The sequence below is a fragment of the Micromonospora aridisoli genome (assembly GCF_056150025.1).
Genome location: NZ_JAXCFK010000018.1, coordinates 67,075 through 82,279 on the forward strand (window position 1 = coordinate 67,075; position 15,205 = coordinate 82,279).

6 protein-coding genes are annotated in these 15,205 nt (G+C 69.7%); 1 reads left to right on the forward strand and 5 read right to left on the reverse strand.

Annotation, left to right across the window (positions count from 1 at the left end):
• Positions 1-17: 17 nt before the first annotated feature.
• Entirely contained in the window at positions 18-2,771 is a 2,754-nt protein-coding gene (locus SM447_RS27230) for a ferritin-like domain-containing protein (RefSeq protein WP_474575731.1), read from the forward strand.
• A gap of 38 nt (positions 2,772-2,809) precedes the next feature.
• Here SM447_RS27230 and SM447_RS27235 read toward each other — a convergent pair whose 3' ends face one another.
• The 5 genes from SM447_RS27235 to SM447_RS27255 form a co-directional block, all read right to left on the reverse strand.
• Positions 2,810-3,619 carry an alpha/beta fold hydrolase gene (locus tag SM447_RS27235; protein WP_474575732.1) on the reverse strand — a complete coding sequence of 270 codons (810 nt, stop codon included), beginning with the start codon at positions 3,617-3,619 and terminating at the stop codon, positions 2,810-2,812.
• Between the two features lie 17 nt (positions 3,620-3,636).
• A complete protein-coding gene (locus SM447_RS27240; RefSeq protein WP_474575733.1) occupies positions 3,637-6,051 on the reverse strand; it encodes a penicillin acylase family protein in 2,415 nt (804 codons plus the stop codon).
• A 44-nt stretch (positions 6,052-6,095) separates the two neighbouring features.
• On the reverse strand, positions 6,096-6,323 hold the full coding sequence (locus SM447_RS27245; RefSeq protein ID WP_474575734.1) for an MbtH family protein: 228 nt from the start codon (positions 6,321-6,323) through the stop codon (positions 6,096-6,098).
• Positions 6,320-13,480, reverse strand: a complete 7,161-nt coding sequence (locus SM447_RS27250) for an amino acid adenylation domain-containing protein (RefSeq protein WP_474575735.1) — start codon at positions 13,478-13,480, stop codon at positions 6,320-6,322. Before SM447_RS27250 ends, SM447_RS27245 begins: the two co-directional genes overlap by 4 nt.
• The coding region (locus tag SM447_RS27255; RefSeq protein WP_474575736.1) for a condensation domain-containing protein at positions 13,477-15,205 on the reverse strand (1,729 nt) is incomplete at its 5' end. The genes SM447_RS27250 and SM447_RS27255, both read right to left, overlap by 4 nt.

Genomic DNA, 15,205 nt, shown 5'->3' on the forward strand with positions numbered 1-15,205 from the left:
CAACCGAAGGACGCACAGTGACATACCTGGGATACCCGCGCTTGAACTTCTCCGGCCAGTTCCAGTCGGACATCTCCACCGTCAACAACGTGCTGCGGCACTACAACAACAACATCTTCGAACCGCGTTTCCAGCGCGCGGCGTACTTCGTCGACAACCGGGTCGTCGACGAAAACGGACTGTTCAACCCGCGTGGGACCGGCTCGTTCCGGCTGTCCGACATCACCGTCCGAAGCGGGCTTCGAAGCGACGGCACCCTGGTGGAGAACACCGCCGACGACCCGGTCGTCGGCAGCGGAGTGCGTGAGGACAATCTGCGAGTCAACGCCAAGATGGTTGACATCGACCAGCGCGACCAGACCGCACCTGGGATCTACGGCCTGCGCATCCGGATCGTGGACGACGACGACCTGGAGTTGGTCGCCGGCAACATGCAACCGTCCTGGATCGAGGACCTGTGGCGCCGCGGTCCGGGTAATCAGACCCCGGGCGGCACCAACGCCAGTGCCGGGTTGACCTCGGTACTCACCGACCTGAACTGGGCCACGGACCTCAACTCACCCCTGCTTCGCGAGCTGCGCGAGACGACCGAGCAGGGACTGCTGTCGATCAGGATCGTGCTGGACGGCTACGCGCTCGACCTGCCGGCGTTCGGTCCCACGCACACCTACGGCCGAATCGTGGGCAGCATCGGGGCGTACCGCGCTGGCGAACCGCGCCGGTTCGTCGCCGGGCGACGGCTGCGACGTACCGGTACCAACGTCATGTGGGATGCTGCGGTCCGGGTGGACGACACAAGCCGCAGCGTCTTCATCGACTTGTCGAACAGCTGGCCGACAAGCAGCAAGGGCGGGCCTCTCACGGACCTCGGCGTGATCAGCCTGGCGGTGCTGGACGCCGACGAGAAGCCCCGCGTACTGGCTCCGCTGGCCGACGTCGACGACGAATTCCTGGAGGGACGTGCCGGGATCACCGCGGTCCGGCTCGATGCCGAGCAGTTCGCCGCCATCGCCGAGCAGCGCTTGGCCCTCGTCAACGCGGCCGACCCACCCGACGTCGTGCTCGTCGAGAGCGCCGACGGCACGTGGATCCATCCCGAGGAGATCGTGCACCGGCTCTACCCGGCGAAGCCTCACGACACCATCACCACGACCGTGTACGTGACCCGGTTCGGCCGGGCGGCCGCCGGCGCCGAGGTGGAGGTCATGGCCCCCAACCCGACGCCGGCGCTCCAGTTTCCCAGTCAGTTGCGAGCCGACGCCAAGGGTCGGGCCGAGCTGACCCTGACCGCAAAGGCGCCGCCCAACAAAACGTTCATCGACGGAATCTCGACCGCGGTCCACCTGGGCAGCCCGGCCCGCCCCAGCCAGCCGGACTCGCGCGTGGCCGTGCTGGTCTTCAACCCGGTCGACGTGCCCGACCGTCCGACCTGGAACCGGGACGTGTGGCCGATCTTCCAGCAGTACGCCAACCTCTACCCGGTCATGCGCAGCCTGTTCGACCTCGGCAACTATCGCCACGTGGTGGAGCAGAAGACATACGTCAGACGCACCCTCCTCGCCCCCTTCGACTCGCCGGCGCACATGCCGGTCAGCCGGGACCTCTCACCTGGAAAGCGAGACATGATCGTGAAATGGTTGGACACCAAGCCCGTGCCGCCGGTCATGGAGATCACTTCACGCGATGAACTCACCGCGGTGCTGCAGCAGGCGCTGCTGATCGAGCTGGCGACCATCCCGCCGTACAGCGCGGCCCTGTTCTCCATCAAGCCCGGGTTCAACAACAAGATCCGCGAGCTGATCCGCGGTGTGCTGCTGGAGGAGATGCAGCACATGGCGCAGGTCTGCAACATCCTCAACGCGATCGGCAGCACACCGCAGATCGGTCGGCCCGGCCCGGTGCCCACATACCCGGGCCGACTGCCCGGGCCGGTCCTGCCGGATCTCACCGTGCGGCTGCGGAGGCTCTCCCTCGAACACGTCAAGAACGTGTTCATGGCCATCGAGCAACCTGAGCATCCGGTCGTCGGCGGGAAGCCCTTCCACGGCGCGGTGATCGACAAGGACAGCGTCACGGTGGACAAGGCGGGCAAGGTCCAGCACGCCGACCAGGAGGCGATGCGTCGGGCCGAGAACTGGTTCCTGAACGCCGAGTACCCACCGATGACGATCGGCTGGTTCTACAACCAGATCGCCCGCGCCATCCTGCGCTTCGACGACGGCAAGCTCTTCACCGGCGACCCCGCCCGTCAGGTGGGCTGGCCGGACGCTCCCGGCACGTTGTACCAGGTCACCGACCGCCGGTCGGCGTTACTCGGCATCCTCCAAATCATCGAGCAGGGCGAGGGCAGCCCACGCGACCTGGACGGCGACAAGCTCGCCGATCCCGACGAGTTGGGCCACTACTACCGGTTCGCCGAAATCGTGCACGGCCGGCAGTTGATCCGCAACAGTCGCGGCAAGTGGGTGTACGAGGGTCCGGAGATCCCCTTCGACCCCGACGGGGTCTATCCGGTGGTCGATGACGCCGACTCGTACCGGCTGCCGGACGGGTCGCTGGGACGACGCGAGTCCTTGCGGTGCGACGAGTCGTACACCAACATGCTGGCCAGCCTCAGCCGGGTTTTCGACGGCCATCCCGAGGAAATGGACGACGCGGTCGCCCTGATGGGCCAGTTGCAGATTCAGGCAAAGAGGTTGTACGAGATCCCGTCCGCTGAGGGCGCCTCGACCGTACTCGGACCGGCCTTCCAGTCTCCGGCGCCGCGCTGACGGCCACGCGCCGTGCGGGGACGGCCGTTTGCTGGCAGTCAGCGAACGGCCGTCCCGAAGAATGTGAGCAGGCTGCGGTTGACCGTCTCAGGCTGCTCCAGGTAACCGTAGTGTCCGGCGTTCTCAATGAGCTCGTACGTCGCGCCCGGGATCGCGGCTGCCAGCTCCCGGCCCTGAGCCGGCGAGGTGATCAGGTCGTCGGCGAACGAGATCACATGGCAGGGCACCGTGATGCCCGCGTACGCGGATCGCCGGTCCGGCATCGGTTCGAGGGCCATCTGAGCCCGGATGCCGGGGCCACGCTCCGAGGACAGTTCGAACAGGTCGAGCCAGTCACGCACCGCGCGGTCGTCGTCGAGGGTGCGCGGCGAGAGCGTCTGCAACGCGCGGACCGCCGCACGATAGCCGGCCGGCAGTTCGATGCCGGAGTCGTACAGCTCGGCCTCGGCGTCGGACAGCACAGACCGCATCACGCCACTCCGAGCCCGGCTGGCCATCAGCACCACCTGCCGGAGCAGCTCGGGACGGGCCAGTGCCAGTTCCTGTGCGACGTAGGCGCCCATCGAGGTGCCGACCACCCGGCACGGACCCAACTCCAGCCGCTCGATCAGGCCGGCGGTCTCGGCCACCAGATCGTCGGTGGTGAAGGAGTCGACGGTGTCGTCGCCAGGTCTAATCCCCCGGTTGTCGAACGTCACGACGCGGTACCCGGCGTCGACCAGCGCCGGCACCTGGTGCATGTGCCAGGCACGACCCTTGGCCGCGGAGCCCATGATCATCAGGATCGGTTCGCCGGCGCCTCGCTCCTCGTACGGGATCTGGACGTCCTGAACCGTCAGTACCGGCATCGCTTTCCCTTCGTGCGTCAGCCAGGCGCTCGCTCGAACAAGGTCACCACTCGTAGGGACGGCGAGGCCGCGATCTCCCGCTCGGAGAACCGGCCCGCTACCCATTCCCCTGCGGAGAAGACCGCCGTCTGGTCGGCGAAGTGTGGAGAGGTCGGGTCGCTGGACTGCCCGTAGGTGAGAAGCGTACTGGTCCGCGGGGGACCCACCGCCGGGAACTCCACCGCCTGAATGAAGCTGGACCCGTGGGTAACCTCGACGTTGCCCTCGGTCGGTTGCCAGATCGGTGTGATGACGTTCAGGACGCCGAGCGCGTGCGGCGCGCCGTGGACCGGCAGCCGCTGCCCGTTCCGGGAGACCGACTGGTGGTCGCCGAGCGGAGCGTCGGCCGGGATACCGGCGGATCGCAACTCGCTGACCGCGTCACCGAAGGCGCGCTGCACCTCGGTCTTTCCGATGGCGAGCCCGCGCGGCGTACCGATCGGATCGGCGGCGTCGAACGGCACCGCCCACGGCCCGCCTGGCACGGTCCCGAGCCGCTGAACGAACCGCGCGAAAAGCAGCGATCCACGGCTCTCGACGCGGAAGGACCCGTCCCAACTGGCCAGCACCGGACACACTTCGGACACGTCCACCGGACCCTGGCTGCCCGGCGCCGTGCCGCCCGGGAACCCGGCGCACATGGCAACGGCGTCGGGGACGGTGAGTTCGGCCACCCGGCTCTCGTTCGCGAACAGCACCTGGCGGATGGTCGCGAGCGAGAAACCCCGGCCGGGCAGACCGTCGTCGCCGGCCAGCCGCCGCTGCACCGCGAGGATGCTCTGCGCTGTTCGGGCCGACCGCGGCGTTCCCGTCTGACCGAGCATCGCCGGGTACCCGGTCAGGGGGGCGCCCGGGTTCGTCAGCCAGGCGCTGTCGTTGGCGTTGGTGACGTAGTCAGCGCGGGTCAAGGTGGGCAGGCGCGACGGCCCGAAGATGCCAGGCTCGATAGCGTCGGGATCGCTACCCCAGTCGCACGCGGACCGACCGCCGTCGAGGACGGGTATGCCGTTTACCGGGAACAGCCACCTGCCCAGCTCGGTGCGGCACGCGGTCAAAGTCTCGTCGGTGACGTGCGGCACCACCTGGATATCGCCGAAGTACGCCCGGCCGGCTCGATCCGTGGCCACCGTGTTGAGCCACGGAATGCCCTGGGTGCGGCTGAGCACTCGGTGCACGTCGTCGGTGTCGCGAGCCTCGCCCAGACCGAACCAGGTGTTCAACGCCCGTAGGTTCCCAGCGTTGGCGTCACGAAAGGCGTGCACGGTGGCACCCCACGGCAGCGCCACCCCTGGCACGGCGGTGATCACGGGGCCGAAGCGGGTCGACCACAGCGTCCTGGTCACCGAAGCCGCCGAGCCGTCCGGCTGGCGGACCTGCACCGTGACCTGTCGCGAGGTCATCGGATTGGACACCCCGTCGACGAGGTAGCGCGTCGGGTCGGCCGGATCCACCGGCAGCTCGAACAGGCCGTACGTGGCGGGAACCGCGACGGTGTGCGTCCAGGCAACCTGTGCGTTGTGCCCGATCATCACCGCCGGGAAGCCGAGCAATCCGGCACCGGCCACGTTGAACCGACCCGGGATGGTCAGCTGGCTCTGCCAGAACCGCGCCGCGCCCTGCCACGGGTAGTGTGGGTTGCTCAGCAGCACACTCCGCGCACCCGCCGAGGAGCCCGCGGCACCGATCGCGAGTGCGTTGCTGCCGAGTTCCGCGCCCGCCCGGTCGGGCCACGCATCGGCTGGTACGGTCCCGCCCACCCTGTCGGCGACGGCCGGCGGCGCGGCGGTGACCAGACCTTCGATCACCGACCCGCTGCCGGCCCTCAGGATGAAGCCGTACACGTAGCGGTAAACGTCGAGCTCCGTGATGGGCCGCACCCAGGCCGCGCCGCGGCAGGCCGGATCGGTGATGTTCGCGACGCCGGTGTCACGCAGATAGCGGTTGTATCCGGCGGCATAGCCTCGCACCATCTCGCGAACCTCGGACGCCGGGCCTACCGGAGCCGGTTGTCGCAGCAGCCGCTCCACCACGCCGCTGTCCTTGATGTGCTGGAAATAGAGGTCGCTGTGCAGGGCATCGGCGGCCCGTCCAAAGTCGCTGCTCACCGGCGCTGCGCCACCGTGAAAGCGGGACCGCTGGGCGTTGACGGTCAGGTATCCGTCCGCGAGAGCGCAGATGTTGTCTCGCGCGATCGCATGTCCGTATCCGTATCCCAGGCCACGGAACCCGGATGCGACAATGTGCGGGACTCCGTACTCCGTGTAACGGATGACCGACCGCAGTTGATTTTCGCCGGCAGCGCCGGAGGGTTGTGCTCCCAACACCGTGGCGACCAGCAGCACCGCGACGGTGGCCAGCACGCGCCGGGCGAGAGAGCGGAACGGACGCGCCAACGCTGTCTCCTGCCTGCCGGGGAAAGGATCGGTGTCGCCGTGCGTCAGGATGCCGAGGCGTCGGCCTCCATGGCGGCGATCAGGCTCTTCGGACGCATGTCGGTCCAGTTCTCGTTGACGTAGTCGAGTGCCGACTGACGGTCGGTCTCCGGCAACGCCACGGTCCAACCGGCTGGCGTCTCCGCGAACGACGGCCACAGCGAGTGCTGGCCCTCGTCGTTCACGAGCACGAGGTACCTGCCATCCGGGTCTTCGAACGGATTTGTGCTCACCGCACATCTTCTCCTTCACTCGGCACTTCCGTTTGCGCGAGCGTCGCTGCCAGGGCGAGCCCGATCGCTGAAACGGAGGACGGGTCGCTGAACATCTTACCGTGAACAGCGTCGATGTCGTGGTTTGTAATTTCTCCCTTAACAAGGGGACGCCAGGAATCGGCGGTGAGGCTTTCGCGAACGCGGGCGGAGTGGCTCGCGACCTCGGAATTCAAGGTGGCGGTGAAAAACGTCAGGTCACCGGTGAACTCCTGCGGACGATACCCGGCCATCAGCCGGGAATTGTGGACGTACACCCGCATGCTGTCCTTGAGCCCCTGCTCCCCCAGTGCCGCGAGTCGATGGTCAGTGTGACGCAGGTACTCGGCGTAGCGACTCAGCACGCGATCCGGGTCGGTCGCCAGCTCGCCCATGTCGTAATGGAAATCCCGGGCCAGCAGCGAGGCGATGATCTCGTGATCCGGCCGGTCAGGCTGTGGCTCGTCGGGGTTCGGGTACGCGTCGACGACCACCAGGTGGTCGACCTTCGCACCAACTTGTTGTAGACGGACGGCGATCGCGTGTGCCACCAGCCCACCGAACGACCAGCCGAGCAGCCGGTACGGCCCGGACGGGTAGGTGGCACGGAGTTCGTCGGCGTAGTCCGCCGCCATGTCCTCGATGGAGGCGGGCAGCTCGTCGGGCGCAGTGAGCCCCCGGGCCTGGACGCCGTAGATCGGAAAACAGGCCGGCAGGTGAGCCATGAGACCGGCATAGCTCCAGCTCGTCCCGGAGGCCGGATGCACGCAGAACAGCGGTGGTCGATCTCCATGCCGGCGCAGGGGCAGGATGACCCCGAACGGATCCCGCCTGACGTCCGAGCCGAGCTCCCGAGCCAACGCGGCGACGGTGGGGGCCTCGAAGACGCTGCGCACCGACAGCTCGACGCCGAACCGCGCCTTTATCCGCCGGACCAGCCTCGTGGCCAGGAAGGAATGGCCCCCAAGGCTGAAGAAGTCCTCGTCGATGTCCACTGGCGAACGGCCCAACAGCTCGCCGAACATGACGCTGAGCGAGTGCTCCTCCGGAGTCCGGGGCAGCCTGCGTGTCTGGTCACCGGTGGCGCCCACCGCCGGCAGCGCCGCGCGATCCAGCTTGCCGTTGCGGGTCAGCGGCAGGGATTCCAGTGGCACGAAGTACGACGGCACCATGTAGTCGGGAAGCCGGCGGCGCAGGTACTCGGTCCAGTCCTCCGGGTTGGCCGCCACCTCGACGGCGGGCACCACGTAGGCCACCAGCACAAGCGTGCCGGACCCGCCGGTTCGCGCGACAACCGCCGCTCGGCTCACCCCCGGATGTTCGGCCAGCACCGCCTCGACCTCGCCCGGCTCGACCCGGAAGCTGCGGATCTTCACCTGCGCGTCGGCGCGGCCCGCGTACGCCAGTGCTCCGTTCCTCGACCATCGGCCAAGATCGCCAGTGCGATACATGCGGCGCCCGGACGGGCCGAACGGGCAGGCGACGAAGCGTTCCGCCGTCATGTCGGCGCGGCCGGCATACCCCCGCGCCAGGCAGTCTCCGGCAAGGTAGAGCTCGCCTACGACGCCCGGCGGCACCGGCCGGAGCTCGGCGTCCAGAACGTACACCTGGGCGTTGTCAATCGGACCACCGATGTCGGGCAGAGCCGGCCAGTTGGTGACGTCGGGCGGCAGCACGGTGCCGGTCACCACGTGCGACTCGGTCGGTCCGTACTGGTTGTGCAGTCGCCGGCCGGCAGCCGCGCCGAAGAAGGAGCGGACCGTGTCGGTCAGTCGCAGGGCCTCGCCGGCCTGCACCACGTCGGTCAGCGCAGGCAGATGCAGTCCCACCTCTCCGGCGGTCTCCGCGACGGCCTCCACCACAAGGTTCGGCGCGAACAACCGCCCGACCTCGTTGTCGAACAGCCACCGGACCAGCGCGTTGCCGTCGCGGCGTACGTCCTCAGGGCAGATGGCGAGCGTGTGGCCGGAGGTGAGAGTCAGGCACATCTCCTGCACCGAGACGTCGAAGCCGATCGGCGCGAACTGGGCGGTCACCGTCCCCTCGTCGGCGGGGATGGACGACCGCTGCCAGTCGAGGAGGTTCACGATCGCCCGGTGTGTCATCAACACGGCCTTGGGGGTACCGGTCGAGCCGGAGGTGTACAGCAGGTAGAGCCCGGAGTCCGGGAGCACCGGCGCACCCCGATCGGCATCGGACACCTCGTCGATCGGCATGGCCGCGAGGGTGGACCGAGCCTCCACATCGTCGAGTCGAACTGTCGGGTACTCCCCCGCCCAGGGCCGGTCGGCCGGATGCCCGGCCTTGACCAGCAGCCTGGGGCCGGCGTCGGCGAGCAGCGCGGCGATTCGCTCGTCTGGCAGCCGCGTGTCCACCGGAAGGTAGATCGCGCCCGCCTTGATCACCGCGCAGAGCGCCACCACCTGCTCCACCGACCGGGGCAGGGCCACCGCGACCACCCGCTCCGGCCCGGCACCCTGCACGATCAGCAGCCGGGCGAGTCGATTGGCCGCCTCCCCCAGCTCCCGGTACGACAGCGACTCCTCGCCGAATCGGACGGCGCAACCGTCCGGCGTCGTCCGGGCTCGGTCGGCGAGTCGGTCGGCGAGACTGCGCCAGGCGCTCTCCCGACCGGTGTCGTTCCATGTCCGAAGCACCCGATTCCGCTCGGCGTCATCAAGGATCTCCAGGCGGCTGAGCCGGACGGATGGATCCGCGACCGCCTCGGTCAGCAGCCGCAGCAGCCGGTCGGCGACGGTTTGCGCCGTTTCCGGGTCGAACAGGTCGGCGCTGTACTGGACGGCGCCCTGGATGCCGAGCGGTCGCCCGTGCGGGCCGGACCGCTCGGCGAACGAGAAGAGCAGGTCGAACTTTGCCGTGCGCAGGTTCACCCGCTCCCGCTCGACGGCGAGCCCGGAGGCCGGCACGTCGGCGACGGTCGGCTCAGTGTTGTTCAGCGAGATCATGACCTGGAAGAGCGGGTGCCGCGCCAACGACCGGGGTGGATTCAGCACCTCCACCAGTCGCTCGAACGGCACGTCCTGATGCGCGTAGGCCGCCAGGTCAAACTCGCGTACCCGTCTCAACAGCTCCGCGAAGGACGGATCGCCCGACACGTCAGTTCGCAACACCAGCGAGTTGACGAAGAACCCGACCAGTCCCTCCAGCCTCGCGTCCGAGCGCCCGGCCACCGGCGTGCCCAGGGGTATGTCCACGCCCGCACCCAGGCGCGACAGCAGCGCTGCCACTGCGGCCTGCAACACCATGAAGATCGTCACCCGAGACCGTTGCGCCAGCCCCACCAGACCCGCGTGCAGCTCCGCGGGCACGGCGAACGCCACCTCGCCACCGCGCGCTGACCCCACCACTGGCCGCGGCCGGTCGACTGGCAACGCCAACTCTTCCGGCACGCCAGCCAATCGCTCCCGCCAGAACTCCACCTGTCGGGACAGCACCGAATCCGGGTCGTGCTCGGAGCCCAGCACCGCCCGCTGCCACACCGCATAGTCCGCGTAGGACACGGGCAGGTCCGACCAGTCCGGGACCGCACCGACGCACCTCGCGGCGTACGCCCGGGTCAGATCGGATGCCAGCACCGGCATCGACCACCCGTCGGCGGCCACATGGTGCACCACCAGGACCAGCACGAACTCCTCATCACCGAGCACCAGCAACCGCACCCGGAACGGCGGCTGGCGGTGGCCCAGGTCGAAGCTGTGATTGACGAGAGCCGAGACCTCGTCGGCGAGGGTGTCGGGACGGACGCGGACAGCGGCGAAATTGGGCGTGCAGTCGGTCAGGACGATCTGATAAGGGCCCTCGTCGTCCTCGTCGAACACCGTGCGCAGCGTCTCGTGGCGCTCGACCACGTCGGCGAGCGCGGCCCGCAGCGCGGCCTCGTCGACGCGGCCGCGCAGCCGCATCGGCATGGGGATGTTGTACGTGGCGTTCGGGCCCTCGACTCGGTTGAGTAACCAGAGCCGGCGCTGCGCCGCCGACAGCGGCAGCCGGGCCGGGCGAGGTACCACAGGCACCACCGGCGGGCGGCGCCACTGCTCACCGTCGAGGGTGCTGGCCAGCGCGGCGACCGTCGGAGCGTCGAACAGCCGCCGCACCGGGAGACCCACACCGAGCGCGGCGCGGATCCGGCCGACCAACTTCGTGGCCAGCAGGGAGTGCCCGCCGAGCGCGAAGAAGTCGTCGTCGATGCCGACCCGGTTGACGCCGAGCACCTCGGCGAACAGTCCGCAGAGGATCTCCTCGCGCGGTCCGCGCGGCAGCCGGCCGTCCGGCTGCGCCGCCATGTCGGGTGCCGGCAGGGCGCGGGTGTCCACCTTGCCGTTCGGCGTGGTGGGCATGTTCGGCAGCGGCACGATCGCGGCCGGCACCAGGTGCGCCGGCAACCGCTCCGCGAGATGGGTCCGCAGGTCGCCGATCGTGGCACCGGGACGTGGCACGACGTACCCGATCAGACGCTGCTCATCGCCCCGGTCCGCGCGGGCCACGATCACCGCCTGGGCCACGTCCGGATGGTCGCTGAGCACCGCCTCGATCTCGGCCGGCTCGATGCGGAAGCCCCTGACCTTCACCTGGGCGTCGGTCCGGCCCAGATACTCCAACTGGCCGTCGGCCCGCCACCGGGCTAGGTCGCCGGTGCGGTACATGCGGCTACCGGGCGGGCCGTACGGATCGGCCACGAACCGGGTCGCAGTCAGGCCGTGCTGCCCGGCGTACCCTCGGGCCAGCCCCGCGCCGGCCAGGTACAACTCGCCGGCGACCTCGGTCGGTGTCAGCCCGAGCCGATCATCGAGCACGTACGTGCGGGTGCCCTCGATCGGCCGCCCGATCGGCGGCACCCCGCCCGCGACGAGCGGATCACTCATGGTGGCGCAGACCGTGTTCTCGGTCGGGCCGTACGCGTTGATCATCCGCCGCCCGGACGACCACTGGGAGACCAGTGCCGCAGGGCATGCCTCGCCGGCGACGACAAGGGTGCCCGGTGGCAGCGCCCCCGCCGACAGTGCGGCGAGCGCGGTCGGCGGCAGGGTCAGGCAGGTGACCCCGCGTTCCTGAAGCAGGCCGGCCAGCGGCTCGCCGGGCAGCATCCGCTCACCCGTGGTCAACACCAGGGTGGCCCCGGAGACGAGGGTGACCCACAGCTCAGAGCTGGTGGCGTCGAAGCTGAGCGCGGCAAATTGCAGCACCCGGTCGCCCGGCCCCACGGCGAAGGCCCGCGCCTGGCCGGCCACGAGTGCGGCGAGCCCGTGGTGCGTCACCAGGACGCCCTTGGGCCGGCCGGTGGAGCCCGAGGTGTAGATGAGGTAGACGGGACTCATCGTTGTCAGCAGCGCCGTACGGTCGGCGTCTACCGGATCCCGGGTGTCGCCGCCGGCCGGGTCCAGAACGAGCACCGGCACGTTGTCGTTCGTGAACGCGGTGGCCAGATCCGCTGTCGTGACCAGACAGGCCGGGCGGGCGTCGGCGATCAGGGCAGCCAGGCGGGCGGCCGGGTGGGCCGGGTCGAGCGGTAGGTAGGCGGCGCCCGCCTTGGCCACGGCGAGCAGCACGGTGGGCAGGTCCACGGTGCGCGGTACCGCGACGGCGACCACCTGTTCGGGGCCGACGCCCCGAGCGATGAGCCGGTGTGCCCACACGTTGGCCCGCCGGTTGAGCTCCGTGTAGGTGACCGACTCCTGGTCGTCGACCACCGCGACCGCGTCCGGTGTTCGCGCCACCTGTCCAGCGAACAGGTCGGGCAGGGTGGCAGGGACCGGCGGCTCCGCCCCGTTGGACCAGCGCAGCAGCCGGGCGCGCTCGCCGGGTTGCAGCAGATCGAGCCGGGCCACCGTCGTGTCCGGAGCCTCGGCGAGCAGCTCGATCACCCGGGCCACCCGATCGAGGATGCGGGCTGCGGAGTCACGGCTGAAGACGCTCGGCCGGTAGTCGACCCGCAGTACCAGCCCGTTGCCGGGTGCCGCGACCAACGCCAACGGGTAGTGCGTGCTGTCGTGGCCGCGGACCCGGAAGACCCGTAGCTCGTCGGCGGCCGGCGAGGCGCCGCCGGATGACCGGCCGCCGCCGGGATGGTTTTCGAAGACGGTCGGCGCGTCGAAAAGTCGTGTGTGCGCCGTCAGCGCCTGGATCTCGGCAAGACCGTGGTGGTGGTACGGCAGCATCCGCAGACCCTCGGCCTGCATCCGCCGGGCCAGGTCGCCGAGCGACTCGTCCGGGCGCAGCCGGACGCGGAGCGGCACGGTGTTGATGAACAGTCCGACCATCATCTCCACGCCCGGCACCTCGGCGGGGCGACCGGACACCGTGATGCCCGTGACCACATCCCGCTGTCCGGTCAGTTGAGCCAGGACCAGCACCCACGCGGCCTGCACGGCGGTGCTCGTGGTCACCCCGTGTCGCCGGCACCAGCCGGTGAGCGCGGCGGTGACCGTCTCCGACAGCACGCGCCGCACCTGATGCGGCAGCTCCGCCTCGCCACTCGCGTGCGGGGCCACCAGCGTCGGCCCATCAAGGTCGGCCAGTGCCTCCCGCCACGCGTTCCGCGCCGCCTCCGGCTCCTGCCTGGCCAACCACGCCAGGTACGCCCGGTACGGCGGGACCGGCGGCAGGCCGGTCGCATCTCCTCCGCGCTCGTACAGGGCGAGCAGGTCCCGCCAGAGCATTGCGGTGGACCATCCGTCGGCGAGGATGTGGTGCAGGGTCAGCACGAACCGGTACCGGCGGTCGCGCAGGCGGATCAGCGTGAACCGGACCAGTGGCGGCCGGCTGAGCCGGAATCGGGTGGTGCGGTCGGCCGCGGCTATCCGGTCCGCGGCGGCTTCCCGTTCGGCGTCCGGCTCGCCGGTCAGGTCGTGCACGGTGAACGGCAGCTCGACCGATCTGGGAATGACCTGCACAGGTCTGCTGAGACCTTCGTGCCGCACTGCCGCGCGCAGGTTCGGGTGCCGATCGAGCAGCGCCTGCCCGGCCGCACGCAGAGTCTCCTGCTGTAGTGGGCCCTCCAGATCGACCACGAGCTGCGCCGTGTAGACGTCCAGGGCGGACTCGTCGTACACGTTGTGGAAGAGCATGCCTTCCTGTAGCGGTGTGAGCGGCAGGATGTCGTCGAGCGTCGTCCTGGTCATTCGTCCGTCCCCCATTCGGCTTCGATGAGGTCGATCTCGTCCTGGCTGAGGCCGGCCAACGACACATCCGAGGGGGTGAGACCGCCGCCGTGCGCGCGGGCGTGCGCGACGAGTGTCGCCAGCGCGTCCGACCACGCCTGGGCCACGGCCCGGACCCGGTTCTCCGGCAGCAGTTCCCGCGACCACAACCAGGTGCTCTCCAGGCACGTTCCGGCGTGGCTGTCCCGGACCATCGCGGCGATCTCCAGTGCGTGCGGCAGCCGCATCGCCGGGTCCTGCCCGGGTGCGCCGGACACGTCGGTGGCCACGGACCAGTCGGCGGTCGAGCTGGCGGTGGCTGGTGCCCGCCCGAGGTAGTTCAGGCCCACTTGGGCGTACGCCAACCGGCTGAGCACGTTGCCCGTGCGCCGGTCGAGATAGCGCAGGACGCCGTAGCTGAGGCCCCGATCCGCGATTCCGCGCAGCTTCTCCTTGACCGCCTTGAGGACCGCTCCGGCCGCTTGGCCATCCGCGCGCAGTTCGGCCGGGTCGGCCTCTGCGGTGGTGAGACGAACCGGGTACATGGACGTGAACCATCCGACGGTGCGGCTGAGGTCGACGCCGCCGATGACCTCCTCCGCCCGGCCGTGGCTCTCCAGGTCCACCAGGACGCCTCGGGGACCGGACAGCCCCGCGGTGGCGAAGGCGATCGCCAGCGCGGCCAGGAGCACATCCGTCACGTCGGCATGGAACGTCTCGGTCACCTCGCTGAGCACCGCCTCGGTGAGTTCGGCCGGCAGCCGGAGGACGAGGCGGTCCGCGGTGCCCGCGGTGTCCCGCTCCGGGTCGAGCGGACGACCGCCCAGCGGTGCCTCCGGTTCGCCGAGTTCCGCTGCCCAGTACGCGAGTTCCGCCTGCCGTTCGGGTCGTCGGCTCCAGGCCAGCAGGCGCCGGGACCAGGTGCGGAAGCTCGTACCGACGGGAGTCAACCGGGGCGTCCGGCCGGAAGACGAGGAGGTCCATGCCTCGACGAGGTCGGGCAACAGGATGCGCCAGGACACCGCATCCACCGCCAGGTGATGGATGATCAACAGGAGTCGGCCGGCCTCGTCCGGGCCACGGTCGAACCACACCGCCCGGACCAGACCACCGTCGACATGCAACCGTCCGCGGGCCGCGACCGCCTCGGTCCGGATTCGGTCCGCGAACGATTCGGCGTCGAGGCCGGTGGCGTCCACCCGGACAAGGCAGTCCGTCGCGGACACGGACCCGGGCGGCGTGACGGCCAACGTCCATTCGGTGCCGGGTGCTCCGACGGCGCGCAGCCGGAGGGCGTCGTGGTGATCGAGCAACGCCTGCAACATGCCAGCGAGATCGTCGTACCGGGCGCCGGCCGGCGACCGGAGCAGCCGTGACTGGTTGAACCGGTCCACCGGCCCGCCCAGGTCGGCGAACCATTGGATGATCGGGGTCACCGGCACGTCGCCGACTCCAGCACCGGCCTCCTCGGCGCTGTCGTCCGTCGCCTCCCGCACTGTCGGGGCGAGTTCGGCGACCGTCTGTCGTTCGAAGACGTCGCGCGCGGAGAGCGCAAGACCTGAGCTCCGGGCCCGGCTGGCCAGCTGGATCGAGTTGATACTGTCGCCGCCGAGGTCGAAGAAGTTGTCGTCGATGCCGACCCGGTCCACCCCCAGCACCTCAGCGAACAGGTCACACAACAACTGCTCCCGCGGATCACGAGCGGCC